Below are 18,757 nucleotides of genomic sequence, written 5' to 3' on the forward strand. Positions count from 1 at the left end.
CCGGCTCCGCCGGCAGATGCAAGATCTGCCGGCCCGACAAGGGCTACCACGCCGCACCCCAAGTCAAGCCCCAATCGCGTTTCGTACGTGCCCACCAGACGCGCCCCACTCTGGGTGCGTGGTCGCCACCTCGGCTGCCGGTCCCGTGCGTGGTCGCCAGCTTGGCTGCCGGTCCCGTGCGTGGTCGCCAGCTTTTGTGGCGGTCTCGTGCGTGGTCGCCACCCCTGGCCGCCGGTCCCGTGCGTGGTCGCCACCCCTGGCCGCCGGTCCCGTGCGTGGTCGCCAGCTTGGCTGCCGGTCCCGTACGTGCCCACCTTCGGCGCGGTCGCCGATCCCGGAACTGTCGGTCCCCCTCGCTAGCCTGGATACGGGGGCAGCTCACAACCCTCGCGCGCCGACACACCCCCAGCCGACCGTAGCGCCAGCCCCCGACAATCCCGGCCTCCGCAGCGGCCCCGCTCCGCAGGATCCCGACTCCGCGCGAGTCTTACCGTCCGGCCCCCTGAGTCTGACGCTCCGGCACCCCGAGCTTGACGTTCCCGCCCCGGCGCGCGCGAGTCGAACGCTCCCCGCCCCCACGCGCGCGAGTCGTACGTTCCCGGCCCCCAAGCCGTACCTTCCCGACCCCGAGCCGTACGTTCCCGCCCCAACCCACCCCTGGGGGTGGTCACGTCCGGCCCGGTCGCCCGCCCAGCCCCCAACCTTCGGTTAGGGGCTTAGGGGAGCAGCCCTAGTGCCGCTGACCAGGGCTATGCGGGTGTCCATTTGAGACGTAACTTTTGCTCATGTCACCGCGCACGGTCACCGTCGTCATCGGTCTCGCCTTCTTTCTGGCCGGAGTGGCGATCCTTCTGGTGACACTCGGCATAGAGGCGCCGAACGGCACGATCATCCCGTGCGGCAACAGCCTCGGCCTCGGGTTCGACCGGCTCACGGCGTCCACGCTGAGCCCCGCCTATGTGGACATCTGCGCCACCCTGCGCGAGCGGCGGCTCGTGTGGGCTGCTCCGATCGCCTCCGTCGGCGTGCTGCTGCTGTTGGGCGCGACGGTTGTACGCCGGAGGTCTACTCATCGGTAAGGTCCGCCGTATGACGTGGATGCTCTACGGCGCGAACGGTTACACCGGGCAACTCATCGCCGACCTCGCGGTCCGGCGCGGGCATCGGCCGATCCTCGCGGGCCGCACCGAGGCCAAGATCGCCCCGCTCGCCGAGGACCTCGGGCTGGAGTATCGGGCGTTCGACCTCACCGATGCCGAAAAACCTCTCAGTGACGTCGAGGCGGTCGCGCACTGCGCCGGGCCGTTCTCCGCCACGTCCGCGCCGATGGTGGCCGCGTGCCTCAAGACGGGCACCCACTACATCGACATCACCGGCGAGATCGACGTCTTCGAGGCGATCGCGAAGCAGGACGACGCCGCGAAGCAAGCCAACGTCGTCCTGTTGCCGGGAGCCGGGTTCGACGTGGTGCCAACGGACTGCGTCGCGGCCATGCTCAAGGAAGCGCTGCCGGACGCGACGCACCTCGATCTGGCGTTCCTCGTCGGGGGTGGCGCTAGCGCGGGCACCGCGAAGACGACTGTGGAGTCCGCGTCGGCGGGCGGCCGGGTGCGGGAGAACGGGGTGCTGAAAACGGAACGCATCGGGCAGCGCACCCGCATCGCCGACTTTCCGGCCGGGCCGCGGCGCGTCGGCTCCATGCCGTGGGGTGACGTCAGTACGGCCTACCGGAGCACGGGAATTCCGAACATCACCACGTTCACGGCGTTCCCCGGTGCGGTCGGCCAGCTGCAGGCGATCTTCGCGCCGATCCTCGGCACGCCGCTGTTCCAGAAGTTCGGGAAGTCCGTTGTGGAGCGGTTCATCGGCGGACCGGACGAGCACAAGCGCAAGAACACCATCTGCCAGGTGTTCGGCGAGGCTTGGAACGCGGAGAAGCGCGTCAGCATCGCCCTCAAAGGACCGAACGCCTACAGCCTGACCGCGGACTCGGTCGTGAAAGCGATCGAGAAGATCGGCGATGTGCCGCCCGGCTCGCACACGCCGTCCAGCGCGTTCGGCGCTGACTACGTGCGCGAGCTGGACGGTGTGGAGGTCAGCCCCGTGAAAGCAGGGAAGTGATCTCCTGGGACGCGCTCTCCTGCAGGAGGTGCAGCAGGTTCTCGGGCAGCTCGTGCCCGCGCTTCTGCACCGCCTGCGCGTAGAGCCGCCCGGCGCGGTACGAGGAGCGCACCAGCGGGCCCGCCATGACACCGGAGAAGCCGATGCCCTCGGCGGTCTCCTTGTGCTCCACGAACTCCTCGGGCTTCACCCAGCGCTCGACCGGGTGGTGCCGCGGCGACGGGCGCAGGTACTGGGTGATCGTGATGATCTCGCACCCGGCGTCGTACAGGTCCTGCAGAGCCTCAGTGACCTCGTCGGGCGTCTCGCCCATGCCGAGGATCAGGTTCGACTTGGTGACCAGACCGGCCTCACGCGCCGCGGTGATCACTTCGAGGGAACGCTCGTAGCGGAACGCCGGGCGGATGCGCTTGAAGATCCGCGGCACGGTCTCCAGGTTGTGCGCGAGCACCTCGGGACGTGAGCCGAACACCTCGGCAAGCTGCTCAGGGACCGCGTTGAAGTCCGGGATCAGCAGCTCGACACCCGTGCCGGGGTTCATCGCGTGGATCTGCCGGACGGTCTCGGCGTACAGCCACGCGCCACCGTCTTCAAGGTCGTCGCGGGCGACACCGGTGACCGTCGAGTACCGCAGGCCCATCGCCTGGACGGACTCCGCCACGCGGCGCGGCTCGTCGCGGTCCAGGTCGGCCGGCTTGCCGGTGTCGATCTGGCAGAAGTCGCAGCGGCGCGTGCACTGCTCGCCGCCGATGAGGAACGTGGCCTCGCGGTCTTCCCAGCACTCGTAGATGTTGGGACAGCCGGCCTCTTCACACACCGTGTGCAGGCCCTCGCGCTTGACCAGACCCTTGAGCTCCCGGTACTCCGGACCCATCTTGGCGCGGGTCTTGATCCACGAGGGCTTCTTCTCGATCGGCGTCTGGCTGTTGCGAACCTCGAGACGCAGCAGCTTCCGACCCTCCGGCACCACAGTCACCTGCCCAGCGTACGCGTTGACCTCGGCGTGTCCGGCGTCACGCGGGGTCTGGTGTGACGCCCGTCAACTTCGCCGTAAGGTCCCACAGCCTGCTCGCGGCGAGATCGTCGCGCCCTTGAGCCGCCACCCTCGCCACCGCCGGGTACCCGAACGCGCCCTGGAAGCCGCCGGGGCCGTAGTACTCGCCGCCGCGCGCGTCCAGCGACGTGGCCGCGTACAGCTGCGAGAGCGCGCCCTTCTCGACCGGCTGCGAGAACAGGTGGCTGAGCCGGCCGCCGATCTTGAGGATCGAGCTGCGGTGCGCGTCGGCCATGTTGTTGGTCAGGTCCGTCGCGGCGACGCCGGGGTGCGCGGCGATCGACGTGACGTCGGTCGACCGGCGGTCCAGCTCGCGCGCGAACAGGATGTTGGCCAGCTTCGACTGGGCGTACGCCCCGGCCGGGCTGTAGCGGCGGCGTTCCCAGTTCGGGTCGTCGAAGTCGATGCGGCCACTGCTGTGCATGAGGCTCGACACGGTGACCACCCGCGAGCCGGGACGCTTGCGCAGGGCGGGCATCAGCAGCCACGTCAGCGCGGCGTGCCCCAGGTGGTTCGTGCCGAACTGGCGCTCGAACCCGTCCTTCGTCGTTCCATAGGGCACCGCCATGATGCCCGCGTTGTTGATCAGCACGTCGAGTTCGGGCACCGACGACGCGGCCTCGCGGACCGAGGCGAGATCGGCCAGGTCCAGCTCCAGCGCCGACGCGTCACCTTGGATCAAGTCCAACGCCTGCTGGGCGCGCTCGGTGGAACGACAGCCGATCAGCACGCGGGCGCCCTTCGCGGCCAGTACCTGTGCGGTGCGCAGGCCGAGCCCGGAGTTCGCGCCGGTGACGAGCACGGTGCGGCCGGTCTGGTCGGGGATGTCCGCTTCGGTCCACTTGGCCATGCCGTAATACCTACCGTTCGGTAGTGCTCAGGCGCTACGTGCCAGTTCGGTCACGTGCGCGTCCAGCACTGCGCGCAGCGTCGGGTCCTCGACGGACAGCCTTCGGGTGACGCGCGCCACCACGGTCTCGTAGTCGTCGTCGGTGTCGATCAGTTCGACGGCGACCCGCCCGTCGAGGCGCTGGTTCCAGCGGTGCCGCAGCGCGAGCAGCAGTTCGTCCAGGCTCTCGAAGACGTCGGGGTCGACGATCAGCGGCGCGGACGGGTCGTGGCGGGCGTCGTGCAGGACGGCGTCGATGGCGTCACGTCTGCGGTAGAAGTCGCTCCAGCTCATGGTTCATACCCCCGGTCTTTGCCATACCCTCGGTATGTAAGCGACCATACCACGGGTACGTACCGTCAGTATGTAAAGTACCTTTGTGGCCGTGGTGACAATGCGGTCAAGGCGCCTGGAGTACTCCGAGGCCACGCGCCAGGCGCTGGTGGACAACGCCATCGAGCTGTTCACCAAGCGCGGCTACGCGGGCACGTCGCTGGACGAGGTCGTCAAACGGGCCCGCGTCACGAAAGGCGCGCTGTACCACCACTTCAACGGCAAGCAGGCCCTCTTCGAGGCGGCGTTCGAGGCCGTCGAGACCGCGATGCTCGCCCGCCTGTCGAAGATCGTCACCGCGCCCGGCGACCCGTGGGAGACCGCGATCACCGGCCTGCGCGCGTACGTGCGCGAATGCCTGGAGCCGTCGTACCAGCGGATCGTGATCCACGAGGCGCCGGTCGTGATGGGCTGGGAACGCTGGCGTGAGGCCGAGGAGCACTACAGCTTCGGATTGCTGCGCACCGCCATCCAGATGTTGTGCGACGCCGGGGAAATCGACGAGGACCTTCCGGTGGAGATCACCACCCGGCTGTTGTTCGGGTCGTTGTCGGCGGGTGCGAGCACGATCGCGAGCTCGCCGGACCCGAAGAAGGTGAGCCGTGAAGTGGAACGCGCGATCGTGCGAGTCGTGGAAGGGCTTCGCCGGGGTGACGGCCGGTAGCCGTTCAATTACAGATATACAGAGCGGTTGGGGCGTTCGGCGCAGCGCCTGCGACTTCCGGGCCAATTTCTTGGCACCGCATGTCACCGAATGTAAGACTCAGTACTTTGAGCTGACTCGTAGGGGGCTCGATGATCAGGGTGTTGCTGGCCGAGGACGTGCAAATGGTCCGCGGCGCACTCGTCGCACTGCTGGATCTCGAGCCGGACATGCAGGTTGTCGCGTCGGTCGCCAACGGCGACGAAATTCTTCCCGCGGTCGAGCAGAACAAACCCGATGTGGCGGTGCTCGACATCGACCTGCCGGGAATGGACGGCCTTTCCGCGGCCGCCCAGATCCACGAGGTGGCCCCCGCGACGCGCACGCTGATTCTCACCAGCCTCGGCCGGCCCGGCACGCTGCGCCGCGCGCTCACCGCCCGCGTCAACGGGTTCATCCTCAAGGACGCCCCGATCAACCAGCTCGCGGACGCGATCCGCGGCGTCGCGGTCGGCCGCCGGGTGATCGACTCGCAGCTCGCGCTCACCGCGTGGGACGGCGACGAGTGCCCGCTGACAGCCCGTGAGCTGGAGGTTCTCCGGCTCGCCGCGGACGGCGCCGACGCCACCGAGATCGCCGGATCGCTCTTCCTGTCGGTCGGCACGATCCGCAACTACCTGACGACGGTCACCATGAAGCTCGAGGCGCGTAACCGTGTCGACGCGGTGCGGATCGCGCGCAAGGCGGGTTGGCTCTAGGCCACCGGAATCGACGCGTGCAGGTGGAACCGGTCGCCGTCGAGGCGTGAGCTGAACAGCCCGCCGATCTCCTGGACCCGCTCGGTCATGTTCCGCACGCCGCTGCCCGAGCTCCGTCCCTCCTCCTGGCCCGCGCCGTCGTTGACGATGTCGAGCACCACGACGTTCCCGCTCTGCCGCAGCGAAATGTCGCACTGCTCGGCCTTGCTGTGCCGCAGCACGTTCGTGACGCTCTCCCGCAGCACGGTCGACAGCACCGTGGCCACCGGCTCGGGGATGTCGCCGTGGTCGAGGTCCATCCGCACGGCCACGTTGGCCGAGGCCAGCACGGCCTGCGCCGAGGAGAACGACTCCTGCACCGACATCAGCCGATAGCCCAGCGCGACCGACCGCACGTCGACCAGCGTGTGCCGGGTGATGTCGACGATCTCGCGCAGCGTCTCCCGCGCCAGCTCGGGGTTGTCCGGCAGCAGCCGGTGGGTCAGCTCGCTCTTCAGCTTGATCGCCGACAGGCCGTACCCGAGCAGGTCGTGCAGGTCCCGTGACACCCGCACGCGTTCCTCCGCGACGGCGTCGCGGGCCACGTCGGAGCAGGCCTGCTCGATCTTCACCGCCAGCGCGGCCAGCCACGGCAGCCCGTGCACGACGAAACCCGCCAGCACGGTCGTGACGAAGATCAGCGCGGCCTCGGTGGCGCCGTGTCCCAGCGCCGCCGCGAGCGCGACGGCCGCGAACGCGATCCACCCGGCGACTTTCGGCAGCACGAGCAACGTGTTGCCCGCGAGGAAACCGGTCACCGCGACCCACGTGTGGCCGAACAGCATCGGTGGCACCGCCAGCAGCGCGGCCTGAACGGCCAGCGCGGTATAGCCCGTCAGCGGAGCCGGACGTCGGCTGAAATAGGACAACTGAATGGCGCACAACGCACCAATGACGGCCACGACCACCGCTGAACGGGTGATTCCCTGGTGCAGCAGGAGGGCGTGCGCGAGTTCAATCGAAGACAGCCCGCCGACTATCACGAGGATCGTTCGGGTAGTCCGCGAAGCCGGTGGCATCGCCAATACTGCTGCCATTTTCAACCCCCGCACGCAGACGAGCGCCGCCCGCGAATAATACGGCAATGTCAAGGGTTCTCCGGCGAAGAAAATTAGGGCGAACGGCCGGTATCAAGAAGGCCTCATCACTAACCGCATCCGAACTGTCACGCAGCGGCATGTGAAAGTTTCATCATCGACTCGTGGGCCGGTACGTGGCGATGCGAAGGGGGTCTCGGTTGCACTTGTGGGTGCAGGAAACACCGCCGCCGTAGGGAGAGTTGCCGTGGACATCAAGGTGCTTGGACCGCTGGAGGCGCACGACAACGGCGTGTCCATCACGCCGACCGCGAGCAAGCCGCGCCAGGTTCTCGCGCTGCTCGGCCTGCACGCGGGGCACGTCGTCACGGTCCCGGCGTTGATCGAGGAACTGTGGGGCATGGCGCCGCCGCGCAGCGCGCTCACCACGTTGCAGACCTACGTGCTGCAGGTGCGCCGCCGCATCGAGGCCGCGGGCGCCGACGCGGCGAAGGACGTCCTCGTCACCCGCTACGGCGGCTACCTGCTGGAGATCGGTACCGGCCGGGTGGACGTCGTGGAGTACGAGAGGCTGGCCGCGCAGGGGCAGCGCGCCCTCGAGGCCGGCGAGTTGGAAAGGGCTTCCCGCCTGCTGCGATCGGCTTTGCAGGTGTGGCGCGGACCGGTGCTCGCCGACGTGCGCATCGGCCTGCGGCTGGGCATGGAGGTCACCAGGCTGGAGGAGAGCCGGCTCGGCGTGCTGGAGGCCCAGATGGACGCCGATCTCCGCCTGGGCCGGCACCAGAAGTTGCTGGGAGAGCTGGCGTTACTGACCGCGCAGCACCCGTTGCACGAGAACTTCTGCGCGCAGCACATGCTGGCGCTCTACCGGTCCGGCAGGCAGTCCCGCGCGCTGGAGGCCTACCGGACGTTGCACGACCGCATCGTCGAGGAGCTCGGACTCGCCCCGTCGGAACGGCTGCGCCGGTTGCACCAGGCGATCCTGACGGCCGACCCGAGTCTCACCCCGGTTCCACAACTCGCCGGGTAGTCAGTGGGTAGTGTGTGCGAACTGGGTGGAGGGGACGGCAGAGATGATCAGGGTGTTGCTCGCGGAGGACATGCATATGGTCCGTGGCGCACTGGTGGCTCTGCTCGATCTCGAACCCGATATCGAAGTCGTCGCCGAAGTCGACTCCGGCGACCAGATCGTCTCGATGGTGCAGGAGCACGAGCCCGACGTCGCCGTGATCGACATCGACCTTCCGGTCCTCGACGGACTCAGTGCCGCCACCACGATCCGCGCCACCCTGCCCGGTGTGCGCACCCTGATGCTGACCAGCCTGGCCCGCCCCGGCACGCTGCGCCGCGCGCTCGCCGCGGGAGTGGACGGCTTCATTCTCAAGGACGCCCCGCCCGCGAAACTGGCCGCCGCCATCCGCGACGTCGCCGCCGGTCGTCGCGTTGTGGACAGTCAGCTGGCCCTCGCCGCGTGGGACCGCGGCGAATGCCCGTTGACCGAGCGCGAGCTCGAAGTGCTGCGCCTGGCCGCCAACGGTACCGACGCGCCCGAGATCGCCAAGGTGTTGTCGCTGTCCGCGGGGACGGTCCGCAACTACCTCACGGCCGTCGTGGCCAAACTGGACGCGCGCAACCGCGTGGACGCGATCCGCATCGCCTCCGACGCCGGTTGGCTCTAAGCCTTACATAGTGCCGTTAAGGCCACCTTTACTGCGTCCAACGCAGTAAAGGTGGCCTTAACGGCACCACCTCACGCCAGGGGGATCGTCGCTTGTAGACGGTAGGTGTCGTCGATGGTGTGGGCTTCGAGGCGGCCGCCCACGTCGCTGACCCTGGCGGTGAGGTTGTGGATCCCGCTGCCGCCCCCGTTGCGCGACACCCCGGGCAGCACGCCGTCGTTCACGATGGCCATGGTGAGCCGATCCTCCTGCCGCGACAGCGTGATCTCGCAGTTCGAGGCCTTGCTGTGCCGCAACAGGTTCGTGACGCCCTCGCGCAGCACGGTGGCCAGTGTGGTGCGCACGTCCTGCGGCAGCTCGCACGGGTCGAGGCGCAGCGTGACGTTGATGTTCGCGGCGGCCAGAAGTGCTCGCGCGGACACGGTTTCCTCGTCCAGCGACATCTCGCGGTACGACGAGGCGACCGCGCGGACGTCCGCCAGCGCCTGCCGGGAGATGTCCAGGATGCCGGACAGTTCCTGTTGCGCCCGTTCGGGATCGCGCGCCACGAGCCGGGTTGTAAGCTCGCTCTTCAGGGTGATCGCGGACAAGCTGTAGCCGAGCAGGTCGTGCAGGTCGCGTGCGAACCGCAGGCGCTCCCGCGTGACGGCGGCGTGCGCCAGCTCGCTCCGCGCGTCGTGCAGCTTCTGCACCATGGAACGCAGGCGCGACAGGCCGAACGCGACCAGACCCTGGTTGATGGTGACCAGCGAGCCGTACACGATGTTGATGGTGTTGCCGCTGAACGCCCAGTGCGCGGCGCTGCCCGTCAGCATCACGGCGAGGAACACCGGGATGCCCAGGCGCGGCGGCAGCACCAGCAGCGACGCACCGGCGAGGAACCCCGTCATGCCGAGGAACGGGTTCTCGAACAGCAGCACCGGCAGGTACGTGATCACGGCCTGCGCGCCCAGCAGCGTGTAGCCGAGGCGCGAGCGCACGGCGGCGCTGGGCCGGCTGAAGAACCCGAGCATCAACGCCCAGCTCGCGACGACGCACGAGATGCCCACGACCTGCGCGGTGAGCGGCAGGTGCCGCGCGAACACGAGGATGATCGAGCTGACCGCGTACCCGGTGAAGACGGCCGCGGCGATGACGAAACCCAGCCGTGGCGCCATCTCCGGCCCGCGCACGACCCGCTTCACGTCCGGGTCCGTGCTCTCCGTGCCGGACAACGGGATCGTCGCGAAAAGCCGGTAGGTGTCGTCGTCGACCTGTGCGGTGAGCGACCCGCCGAGCGCCTTGACGCGCTGGGTGAGGTTGCCCAGGCCGTTGCCGGGGCCGTGTGATTCCACGTCCGCGCGCACACCGTCGTTGACGATCTCGATGGACACGTCGGAGCCGGTGCGTGACACGGTGATCGCGCAGTTCTCGGCCTTGCTGTGCCGCAACAGGTTCGTGACGCCCTCACGCAGCACGGTGGCGAGCACGGTACGCACCCGCGGCGCCAGGTCGCCGGGCGTCGCCCGCACCTCCACGGCGACCTCGGCGGCCGTCAGCACCGATCGCGCCGAGGCGAGCTCGTCGTCGAGCGAGAGCTCCCGGTACGAGGAGGCGACGGCCCGCACGTCGGACAGCGCCTGCCGGGAGATGCCGAGGATCTCGTCGAGCTCCTGCTTCGCGCGGTCGGGCTGTGCCGGGACGAGCCGGTGCGTGAGCTCGGTCTTGAGCGTGACGGCCGAGAGGCTGAACCCGAGCAGGTCGTGCAGGTCGCGCGCGAACCGCAGCCGTTCCCGTGCCACGGCCAGGCCGGCCAGCTCGGAGCGCGCGTCCTCCAGCTCGCGCACCAGCAGCCGCAGCCGCGACAACCCGTACACGACCAGCCCGAACGTCATCGTCAGGTTCGCGATGTAGCCGACCTCGAGGCCGGTGCCGGTGAGGTTGTACTGGATGAACCCGGCGACCGCGGCGATGCCCGCGAACGCCGCCCACCCGGCGGCCGCGGGCCGCAGCACCAGCAGCGCGTCGCCCGCGAGGAAGCCGGGCATGCCGGTCCACGCCTCGTGGTAGAAGGCCATCGGCACGAACGTGAGCAGGCCCTGCGTGAGCAGTGCCGCGTAGCCGCGCGGACCGCTCACGTCCGCGCCCGGCCGGCTGAAGAATCCCAGCTGCAGCACCATCATCAGCGCCAGGCTCGCCGCCGCGGGCACCCAGTGCGTGGGCGAGGGGTCGTCGGCGTATACGTACTGGAAGGCGTTCACGGCGAAGCCGGCGAACACCACGGTGACGACGAGGAGCGCGAGCCGGGGAGCGAGCCCAGCCGCTCGGCCCTGGCCGTCGCTCTCCGGCCACAACACGGAGTCGAGGCGTCCTGCCACAACCGCTCCCATGCGAAGAGTCCGGGACCTCGCCATGCTACCGGCGGCCTGTCGAGGTCCTGTCGGTTTTCCCAGTCCTGTCAGTGAGGATGAAACCAGCGCCGGTCAGATACGCGATGACATCCGACACGACCTCGGATCCGGTCTCCGTACCGGTTCCGACCTCGGCGATCGTCGTCTCACCGTCCAAGAGAGACTTCGCGATCGCGGTGGCGGGCGGCCGGTGCAGCACGGCCGTGTAGGCCAGCCCCGGACACGTCAGCACCTGGTCACCGTCGATGTCCTCGATCGCCGTCCCCGGCTTGAGGTTCATCGGTTCAGAGTCACCCACATGGGGGCAGCGGAAGATCGCGTCACCGGCCACCGCGACCAGGGACAGGATCGGCCCCGCGCCGTCGTGCAGCCCGAGCGACGGCACCATGCAGCCACCCAGTTCGTCGAGCGTGCGCCGCAGCCGTAGCCAATGCGGCCCCAGGCGGCCCGTCTGCTTCCACAGCGTGAAGTCGTCGTGCAGCACCGGGATGTTCTCCAGCGACACCGGGCCCAAACCCATGCGGTGCAACGCTTCCCGCACCAGCTTGCCGCTGTCGCCCAGCTCGATCGCGCCCCATCTGCCGTGCACCGTGAGCCGCCCCTCGCGTGAGCTGATCAACGTGTCCTCCAGCAACGAGAACAGCGGTCGCCCGAAGGGGATGTGTGAGGTCACGGCACTACTCCAGCTCTGCCCGGGCCGCGCGAGATCCATGCCGGTCACAGGAACATCGGGACCGGGTTGAGTTCTTCCAGCGCGACAGGTCGCTCCACCCGTCCCAGGCTTAGCGGGACGTCGTAGAGCCGTCCTGGAGCGAGCCTTGACCAGAAGTGCCGCATCCCCGGCACGATCACCTTCACCACCGGGATTCCGGTATCGGGTCTGGTCTGGTCGAGGACGAGCAGTTCCAGTCCGGCGTTCTCCACTCGTGCCCGCAACGTTTCCACGTCGTCGCGCAAATCCTTCTGTGGCAAGTAAACGTGCTCCTCGGCTCGAGCGTTCTGGTCGGGCAGCAGGTAGGGCTGGTTCTCCGTGGTGGCGTGCAGCAGCCAGCGGCGGAGGTCGACGTCCATGGCGTGCCACGAGTTCTCCCGGATGTCCAGTACCGGCGGCATGACCTGGTTCAGCTCGGTGAGCGCGCGGCGCACCGCGGCCCGCGGGTCGAGATGTGCGCCGAAACCGAACACGATGTCCTCCCGTGGACCGGCGACGTTGCGGGAGATCGCCGCCATGGCGGGCACCGCGAGGTCGGCGGTCAGGTCGAGCACCCACACCTCGCGTCCCAGGCCGGCGTACACCTCGCGCAGTTCGTCGACGAACGGGTCGTGCAGCGCGTCCAGGTCGACCGCGGGCATGGGCGTGCGGTGGTACCACCACAACGCGACCGCGTCCCGTTCGATCACTTCGAGCAGCCCTTGCAGCACGGCGTCCTCGATGCTCGCGCCGGCCGCGCACCCGTTGGAGTTCGCGGTGATCGACGCGGGCGAGGGCGCGCCGTAGTACAGCGACGCGGTCGGCATCAGCCGGTGGTGGCCGTGGGTGACCGACCACACCGGGGTCCAGTCGAGCACGGCGTGTTCGTCGAACGGCTCCGGCACGTGCTGGAACGGCGAGTGCTCGGCGTTCCACCACGTCCGGGTCTCGAACTGGCGCGGGTGGTAGAGCTGGAACGTGTCCGGATGCACGGCGTCGTCGCCGATTGAACGGAAGCTGCCGCGCACGCGGGCCTCGTCGCCCTGGTACGTGCCGCTGTAGCGTTCGACGGCCTCGCACAGCGCGCCGACCTCGGCGTGCAGCGGCGTGACGCCCTTGCCACCGTTCTCGCAGCGCAGCGTCGAGCGCAGGCCGTCGAGGCCGGTGCCGGCGGCGACGTTCGTGCCGGAGCGGTAGGAGTTGAAGAACGCCGGACCGCGGTCGTCGCGGCGGATCTCCTTCACCACTCCGGAAACCGGGCTCACCAGGTGTCCGTAGCGGTCGAGCATGTCCTGCGGAGTCGCGGCACGGTGGCCGGACTTCTTGAAGCGCGACGTGAACCGGACCGGCCGCGAGGCCCGCTCGCGCACCAGGTCCGGGTCACCGCACGCGTGGCACTGCGGGAGCGTGCGCACGGCGTGGCGGGTGGCCTTGAGCTCCAGGCTGTCGAACGCCCAGATGTCGCGCTGGCCGGGGTTGCGGTGACCGGCGAGCCATTTCGTGGTCTCCAGCGCCGCGATCTCGCACGCGGTGGCCGCGACCGGCGGCAGCCCGACCGGGGGCCGGGCCGCGGGACCGAGCCGGCCGCGCACGGCCTGCACGTGGGCCTCGGCGGGACGGTTGTGCCTGAGCCGGGTGGCGAGGCAATGCCAGCAGGCGCCCTCGCCGGGCGTGAAGAACGGGCCGACCCACACCTGGGTGCCGGTCGGCTTCACCAGCAGCCACGGCGTGCCCGTGCGGCGGTGTTCGGCGTCGATGTCGTGCAGTTCGGGAGCGAGGTAGTCGGAGCAGACGACGACTGAAAGATCAGCCACGTCGCCGTCGACCGCGACCTCCAGCTCGGCGTGGTGGAGCGCGGTGAGCAGGGGTTCGGTCGGCGCCCCGCCGACACCCATGACGCGCACGCGGGCACACCGCGTGGCGCCGATGGCGGCGGAGGCGTCCAGACCGGCGGCGTCCCAGTAGGCGAGCGCCGCCGGGTCGTCCGGATCTTCGACGGTGCGGGTGCCGATGAGCCCGGCGGCACCCAGCCGGTTGAGCAGGCGGCCCGCCTGGTCGGCGGACACGTCCTCGGGCAGGTCCCTCAGCAGGGCCGAGAGGTCCCTCGTTCCGTCCAGCAGTGAGGCAAGCAGTTCGACATGAGGGCCTTGCAGGGCCGTCACCCCGCTGTCCGAGAACAGGTAGACCGCCTCTCCCGGCACGATCTCCGGTCTCAGATGGCGCTTGAAGCCGATTCTTCCGGCACCGCTGGACATGGGCTGACCTCGCCTCGGCGTGGTCAGGCCGCGGCGGATGTGCTGTTGTGGCCGATGATCACCGGGCCGCCGCAATGGACCGTGAAGGCCATCAGGTCGAGGTCGCCTGCCGCGCCGGAGTCGAACTCGTGGATGACCAGTTCGGTGTCCTCGGCGGTGATCTGCGTGCTGAACATCGGTGTCTCCCCTTGGGTCGGCGTCTCATCTGGAAGTGCTGGCAGCGATTCTGTGTTCCGGGGAGATGGCCTCGGTAGTTACGCGTTAACGCGCCGGAATATGAAGTTCTCACACCCCCGCACGGGGTGACTTCACGCCGAACTGGTGGTAGCGGCACTGCCGCTCGGCCCCCTCCGTGCGATGGACTGCGGTGCACATCTTTTTGTGCACCATCCAGGGGAGGGAGCCCGCGATGCAGATCAAGATCCTGGGTCCGTTGGAGGCCACGCAGAACGGGCGCTCGGTGCTGCCCACGGCGGCGAAACCGCGGCAGATCTTCGCCCTGCTCGCGTTGCGCGCCCGCCAGGTCGTCCCGGTGACGACGCTGATCGAGGAGCTGTGGGGCGACCGCCCGCCGCGCAGCGCGCGGACCACGTTGCAGACCTACATCATGCAGCTGCGCAGAGGCCTCGGGGAGAACGCGAGCGACGTGCTGGTCACGCGGTTCGGCGGCTATCTCCTCGACGTGGCGCCCGAGGACGTCGACGTGTACGAGTTCGAACGCCTGGCCTCCGCCGGCACCCGCGCGCAGGAGGCGGGCGACCACGAGTCCGCGGCCCGGCTGCTGACCAACGCCCTCGTGGTGTGGCTCGGCCCGGCGCTGGTCGACACGCCGGTCGGTGAGGTGCTGAGCATCGAGACGACGCGGCTGGAGGAGAGCCGGCTGAGCGTCGTGGAGAGCCGCATCGACGCCGAGATGCGCATCGGCCGCCACCACGCGCTGCTCAGCGAGCTGGCCGTGCTGACCGCGCGGCACCCGATGAACGAGAACCTGTGCGCCCACTACATGATCGCGCTGTTCCGGTCGGGACGGCAGTGGCAGGCGCTGGACGCGTTCAAGTCGCTGCGGCAGACGCTGGTCGAGGAACTGGGCGTCGAGCCGTCGCCACGGCTGCGCGAGCTGCACCGCGCGGTGCTCACCGCGGACGCCTCGCTCGACCGCGCGGAGAGCCGGGAATTGCGGCAGCTGCTGGCGTGACTAGATTCGTGTTCTGTGGAACTGAGGATCTTCACCGAGCCCCAGCAGGGGGCCAGCTATGACGACCTGCTGCGCGTCGCGCGCACCGCGGAGGACGCGGGCTACGGCGCGTTCTTCCGCTCCGACCACTACCTGAAGATGGGGTCGGTGTCCGGGCTGCCCGGACCGACCGACCCGTGGATCACGTTCGCGGGCCTGGCCCGGGACACGTCGACCATCCGGCTCGGCACGCTGATGACCGCGGCGACGTTCCGGTACCCCGGCCCGCTCGCGATCAGCGTCGCCCAGGTGGACCAGATGTCCGGCGGCCGCGTCGAGTTCGGCTTCGGCGCGGGCTGGTACGAGGACGAGCACAAGGCGTACGGCATCCCGTTCCCGGCGGTGGGGGAGCGGTTCGAACGCTACGAGGAGCAGCTCGCGATCATCACCGGCCTGTGGGAGACCCCGGCCGACAAGACGTTCTCCTTCTGCGGCAAGCACTACGAGCTCACCGACTCGCCCGCGCTGCCCAAGCCGGCCCAGTCGCCGCGCCCGCCGGTACTGATCGGTGGCGTCGGCGCCAAGCGCACCCCCGCGCTCGCGGCCCGCTACGCCAACGAGTTCAACCTGCCGTTCCAGTCGATCGAGACGGCCGAGACGCAGTTCGAACGCGTCGCCGAGGCGGCTCGTTCGGTGGGCCGCGACCCGGCGGAGATCGTCCGGTCCGTCGCGCTGGTCGCGTGCGTCGGCCGCACCGACGCCGACGTGGCCCGGCGCGCGGAGGCCATCGGGCGCGAGGTCGGTGAGCTGAAGCAGAACGGGCTCGCGGGCACGCCGGACGAGGTCATCGAGCGCGCGTCGCTGTGGCGCGAGCGCACCGGCATCGCGCGGCTCTACCTGCAGGTGCTGGACCTGTCCGACCTCGACCACATCACCGACATCGCGTCGGAGGTCATGCCGAAGCTTTGACGGTTTTGACGACCGACTCGGGGAGCGTCAGGGTGTGCCCCCGGAACCTCGGGAAATGTCCGATCGTGCGCAACTGCAGGATCGGGTCCCGCAGGTAGCGCTCCTCGAGCCGGTCCTCGCCGTGGATCACCTTGAGGCCTTCGCGGAGCATCGAGGGCGTGTCCAGCTTCAGCCGGTCACGCAGGTAGTCGGCGGCCGCGTGGTCGCCGTGGTCGACTACAGCGCGCGCGACGTCCTTGATGGGCACGAGGCGGTGTGGTTCGTCCGCGCGGACGCCGTCGCGGTGGGCGATGCCGAGGGCCTTGAGGGCCCGTTGGTGGGCGCCACCGTCGAGGCCGAGGTAGTAGCGCTCCCAGTCGCCGAGGCTGACCTCGCCGGTCAGAGCCGGTGGCGAGGCGTGCGCGACCGCGGGAGCGGCGATCACGGTGATGCCGACGGCGGCTAAGAGTTGACGCCGGGAGAGAAGCACTACGGCATGCTAGCGAAGGTGATACCCGGAGCGACTGGGCCAGAGCGAGCAAGGTAGCGGTCGGTCAGCTCCAACGTTCCGTCCAGTGCCGCCAGCACCGCGTCGCGCGCGAGCGGCAGCACCTCGGCCACGGTCACTTCCCGGCCCAGTTCGATGGACAGCGAGGCGACGCCCGCGTCCTTGATGCCACACGGGATGATGTGGCCGAACCCGTCGAGCGAGGCGTTGCAGTTGATCTCGAAGCCGTGCATCGTCACGCCGCGCTGCACCCGGATGCCGATCGCCGCGATCTTGCGCTCGGGTCCCCGGTCGTCGGCGGGCAGCCACACGCCGCTGCGCCCGTCGACCCGACCCGTGTGCACACCGAGCTGGTCGCACACGTGGATGAGGCCCTGCTCGATGCGCCGCACGTAGTCGACGACGTCCATCGGCTCGGTCAGCCCGACGATCGGGTACCCGACGAGCTGCCCCGGCCCGTGCCACGTGATCTTGCCGCCGCGGTCGACGTCGATGACCGGCGTCGTGCTGTCGACGGGCCGCTCCTCCGGGAGCGTGCGGCGGCCGCACGTGTAGACGGGCGGGTGTTCCAGCAGCAGGAGGGTGTCGCCGCTCTGGTTGTCGGCGCGCTGTTCGGCGAGCTGCTTCTGCAGGTCCCAGGCGGCCATGTACTCGATCTCGCCGAGCTCACGGACTTCGACGGGATCTGCGGAAATGCGGCACGACGTCACGTCCCGACGTTACCAACCCCAACGCGAGCGCGGCGAGCAGCCCGACGCCTGCCACACCCAGTACCGACCCCATGACGTCCGTGAACCAGTGCCGTTCCAGGACCAATCGGCTCGCGGCCGTGACCGCGACGGCGATCGTGGCGGGGATCACCCATCGATTCGTCAGCACGACCAGTGTGAACGCGACCGCGGCGACCGCCACGGTGTGCCCGCTGGGGTAGGCCCACTGCGGGTACTCGACCGGTCGCACCCGCCGGAACAGGTACCTGCTCAGCAGCGTGGCCCAGCACAGCGCGAAGAGGACCAGTCCCTTCCACAGCCGCGGGTCTCGCTTGACCGCCGCGAGTGCGGTCAGCCCGACGCCGAACGCCGCGCCGAGCACGGGCCCGAACACGAAGCCCCAGAAGTACGACGCGTTGACAAGCCACAGCGGACGCGGCGTGTGCTGGTTGATCCAGATGTCGAGCGCGGTGACCTCCGGCAATCCCATGAGAATCCACGAGATCACCAGGACCGCGCCGACGACACGGGTCATGTCACCGCGGCGTTGAGCGCGGCCGCGATCGTCGGATGCTGGAAGTGGAACCCGTTGCTCTCCAGCACTTTCGGCGTCAGTCCCGGTCCGGTGAGCACCAGGTCGTCGGCCATCTCGCCGAGCACCGTTCGCAGTACGAACGCGGGTACCACCCACGGCGTGGGCCGGTTCAGCGCCTGCCCCGCCGCCTTGGTGAACTCGGCGTTCGTCACCGGCTCCGGCCCGGCGAGGTTGACCGGTCCGCTGATGTTGTCGTGCTCGATGACGAACCGGTAGGCCGCGATCGTGTCGTCCAGCGACACCCACGGGAAGAACTGCTCGCCGCTGCCGAGTCGTCCGCCGAGGAAGGAGGAGAAGATCGGCCGCAGCCTGCCCCAGATGCCGCCGGACGGCGAGATGACGACGGACGTCCGCAGCTTCACGACCCGCACGCCACCCTCTTCGGCCGCCTGGGTCGCCGCCTCCCAGGCCTGGGTGATGCGCGACATGAAGGTGCTTCCACCGGGCGCACTCTCGTCCGCGACCGTAGTGCCGGTGTCGCCGTAGAAATGGGCGCCACTCGAGTTCACCAGCACGGGCACGTTGTGCTCGACCACGGCTTGGGAGAGGACCTCGGTCGGCACCACCCGGCTGTCCCGCAACACCTGCTTGCGCGCGTCGTCCCACCGCTTGTCCGCGATTCCCGCGCCACACAGGTTGATGACGGCCTGCACGTCATCGAGCGCGCCTTCGTCGATGCGCCCCGCGTACGGGTCCCAGCCGCGTTCGTCGGGGGCGGCGGGCTTGCGGCGCACCAGCCGGAGCACCTCATAGCGTTCGGCGCGCAACGCCGCCACCAGGCTGCTGCCGATCAGTCCGGACGATCCCGCGATGACAACCCGCATACGTTGATCGTCTCCCACCCAGGAACCGCGTGCCAGCCAGCACCCGTGTGCTGAACGCCACCTGAACCGCCCCGGCACACGTCACGCGGGAGCCCCGCGATGCATGACA

The 18,757-nt window shown here is 69.3% G+C and carries 20 protein-coding genes; 8 read left to right on the forward strand and 12 right to left on the reverse strand.

What is annotated here, in order from left to right; genetic code table 11:
• Positions 1-785: 785 nt before the first annotated feature.
• Positions 786-1,079, forward strand: a complete 294-nt coding sequence (locus QSK35_RS41375; RefSeq protein WP_285753754.1) for a hypothetical protein — start codon at positions 786-788, stop codon at positions 1,077-1,079.
• A gap of 10 nt (positions 1,080-1,089) precedes the next feature.
• On the forward strand, positions 1,090-2,121 hold the full coding sequence (locus tag QSK35_RS41380; RefSeq protein WP_285753755.1) for a saccharopine dehydrogenase family protein: 1,032 nt from the start codon (positions 1,090-1,092) through the stop codon (positions 2,119-2,121).
• Here the strand turns inward: QSK35_RS41380 and lipA are convergent.
• Genes lipA through QSK35_RS41395 form a run of 3 tightly spaced genes read right to left on the reverse strand, consistent with a single transcriptional unit; the run spans position 2,096 to position 4,358 of the window.
• Positions 2,096-3,097 (reverse strand): lipoyl synthase, encoded by a 1,002-nt coding sequence (lipA, locus tag QSK35_RS41385; protein ID WP_285753756.1) that lies wholly within the window; start codon positions 3,095-3,097, stop codon positions 2,096-2,098. The two genes, QSK35_RS41380 and lipA, sit on opposite strands and share 26 nt — an antisense overlap.
• Before the next feature lie 37 nt (positions 3,098-3,134).
• On the reverse strand, positions 3,135-4,025 hold the full coding sequence (locus QSK35_RS41390; RefSeq protein WP_285753757.1) for an oxidoreductase: 891 nt from the start codon (positions 4,023-4,025) through the stop codon (positions 3,135-3,137).
• Positions 4,026-4,052: 27 nt separating this feature from the next.
• Positions 4,053-4,358: a hypothetical protein gene (locus QSK35_RS41395; protein WP_285753758.1), complete on the reverse strand. Its 306-nt coding sequence runs from the start codon at positions 4,356-4,358 to the stop codon at positions 4,053-4,055.
• A gap of 100 nt (positions 4,359-4,458) precedes the next feature.
• On the opposite strand from QSK35_RS41395, the gene QSK35_RS41400 reads away from it, so the two are divergent.
• Both QSK35_RS41400 and QSK35_RS41405 read left to right on the forward strand, forming a co-directional pair.
• Entirely contained in the window at positions 4,459-5,061 is a 603-nt protein-coding gene (locus QSK35_RS41400; RefSeq protein WP_285753760.1) for a TetR/AcrR family transcriptional regulator, read from the forward strand.
• A 131-nt stretch (positions 5,062-5,192) separates the two neighbouring features.
• Complete coding sequence (locus QSK35_RS41405) at positions 5,193-5,798, forward strand: response regulator transcription factor (RefSeq protein ID WP_285753761.1); 606 nt, start codon at positions 5,193-5,195, stop codon at positions 5,796-5,798.
• Here the strand turns inward: QSK35_RS41405 and QSK35_RS41410 are convergent.
• On the reverse strand, positions 5,795-6,739 hold the full coding sequence (locus QSK35_RS41410) for a sensor histidine kinase (RefSeq protein ID WP_285753763.1): 945 nt from the start codon (positions 6,737-6,739) through the stop codon (positions 5,795-5,797). The two genes, QSK35_RS41405 and QSK35_RS41410, sit on opposite strands and share 4 nt — an antisense overlap.
• A 382-nt stretch (positions 6,740-7,121) precedes the next feature.
• Here QSK35_RS41410 and QSK35_RS41415 point away from each other — a divergent pair, with 382 nt between their 5' ends.
• Positions 7,122-7,904: an AfsR/SARP family transcriptional regulator gene (locus tag QSK35_RS41415; RefSeq protein WP_285753764.1), complete on the forward strand. Its 783-nt coding sequence runs from the start codon at positions 7,122-7,124 to the stop codon at positions 7,902-7,904.
• A gap of 43 nt (positions 7,905-7,947) precedes the next feature.
• A complete protein-coding gene (locus tag QSK35_RS41420) occupies positions 7,948-8,553 on the forward strand; it encodes a response regulator transcription factor (RefSeq protein ID WP_285753766.1) in 606 nt (201 codons plus the stop codon).
• A gap of 71 nt (positions 8,554-8,624) precedes the next feature.
• Here QSK35_RS41420 and QSK35_RS41425 read toward each other — a convergent pair whose 3' ends face one another.
• Genes QSK35_RS41425 through QSK35_RS41440 form a run of 4 tightly spaced genes read right to left on the reverse strand, consistent with a single transcriptional unit; the run spans position 8,625 to position 14,065 of the window.
• A complete protein-coding gene (locus QSK35_RS41425) occupies positions 8,625-10,910 on the reverse strand; it encodes a sensor histidine kinase (protein WP_285753768.1) in 2,286 nt (761 codons plus the stop codon).
• A gap of 37 nt (positions 10,911-10,947) precedes the next feature.
• The gene (locus tag QSK35_RS41430; RefSeq protein ID WP_285753770.1) at positions 10,948-11,616 is read right to left on the reverse strand and encodes a hypothetical protein; all 669 of its coding nucleotides are present in this window, start codon (positions 11,614-11,616) and stop codon (positions 10,948-10,950) included.
• Between the two features lie 44 nt (positions 11,617-11,660).
• Positions 11,661-13,889, reverse strand: a complete 2,229-nt coding sequence (locus QSK35_RS41435; protein WP_285753772.1) for a TOMM precursor leader peptide-binding protein — start codon at positions 13,887-13,889, stop codon at positions 11,661-11,663.
• A 23-nt stretch (positions 13,890-13,912) separates the two neighbouring features.
• Positions 13,913-14,065 carry a hypothetical protein gene (locus QSK35_RS41440; RefSeq protein ID WP_285753773.1) on the reverse strand — a complete coding sequence of 51 codons (153 nt, stop codon included), beginning with the start codon at positions 14,063-14,065 and terminating at the stop codon, positions 13,913-13,915.
• 233 nt (positions 14,066-14,298) lie between these two features.
• Between QSK35_RS41440 and QSK35_RS41445 the strand changes: the two genes are divergently transcribed.
• Complete coding sequence (locus QSK35_RS41445; RefSeq protein WP_285753774.1) at positions 14,299-15,084, forward strand: AfsR/SARP family transcriptional regulator; 786 nt, start codon at positions 14,299-14,301, stop codon at positions 15,082-15,084.
• A gap of 15 nt (positions 15,085-15,099) precedes the next feature.
• Entirely contained in the window at positions 15,100-16,032 is a 933-nt protein-coding gene (locus QSK35_RS41450; RefSeq protein ID WP_285753775.1) for an LLM class F420-dependent oxidoreductase, read from the forward strand.
• On the opposite strand, the gene QSK35_RS41455 is transcribed toward QSK35_RS41450, so the two are convergent.
• The 4 genes from QSK35_RS41455 to QSK35_RS41470 are packed head-to-tail and all read right to left on the reverse strand — an operon-like array spanning position 16,016 to position 18,648.
• Positions 16,016-16,501 carry a hypothetical protein gene (locus QSK35_RS41455; RefSeq protein WP_285753777.1) on the reverse strand — a complete coding sequence of 162 codons (486 nt, stop codon included), beginning with the start codon at positions 16,499-16,501 and terminating at the stop codon, positions 16,016-16,018. The genes QSK35_RS41450 and QSK35_RS41455 overlap by 17 nt on opposite strands.
• On the reverse strand, positions 16,501-17,229 hold the full coding sequence (gene lipB, locus QSK35_RS41460) for a lipoyl(octanoyl) transferase LipB (protein ID WP_285753778.1): 729 nt from the start codon (positions 17,227-17,229) through the stop codon (positions 16,501-16,503). The genes QSK35_RS41455 and lipB overlap by 1 nt, the downstream gene beginning before the upstream one ends.
• Positions 17,186-17,764: a phosphatase PAP2 family protein gene (locus QSK35_RS41465; RefSeq protein ID WP_285753779.1), complete on the reverse strand. Its 579-nt coding sequence runs from the start codon at positions 17,762-17,764 to the stop codon at positions 17,186-17,188. The genes lipB and QSK35_RS41465 overlap by 44 nt, the downstream gene beginning before the upstream one ends.
• On the reverse strand, positions 17,761-18,648 hold the full coding sequence (locus QSK35_RS41470; RefSeq protein ID WP_285753781.1) for a TIGR01777 family oxidoreductase: 888 nt from the start codon (positions 18,646-18,648) through the stop codon (positions 17,761-17,763). The genes QSK35_RS41465 and QSK35_RS41470 overlap by 4 nt, the downstream gene beginning before the upstream one ends.
• Between the last annotated feature and the right edge of the window lie 109 nt (positions 18,649-18,757).

The organism is Lentzea sp. NBRC 105346 (assembly GCF_030269605.1).
Classification (GTDB): Bacteria; Actinomycetota; Actinomycetes; order Mycobacteriales; family Pseudonocardiaceae; genus Lentzea.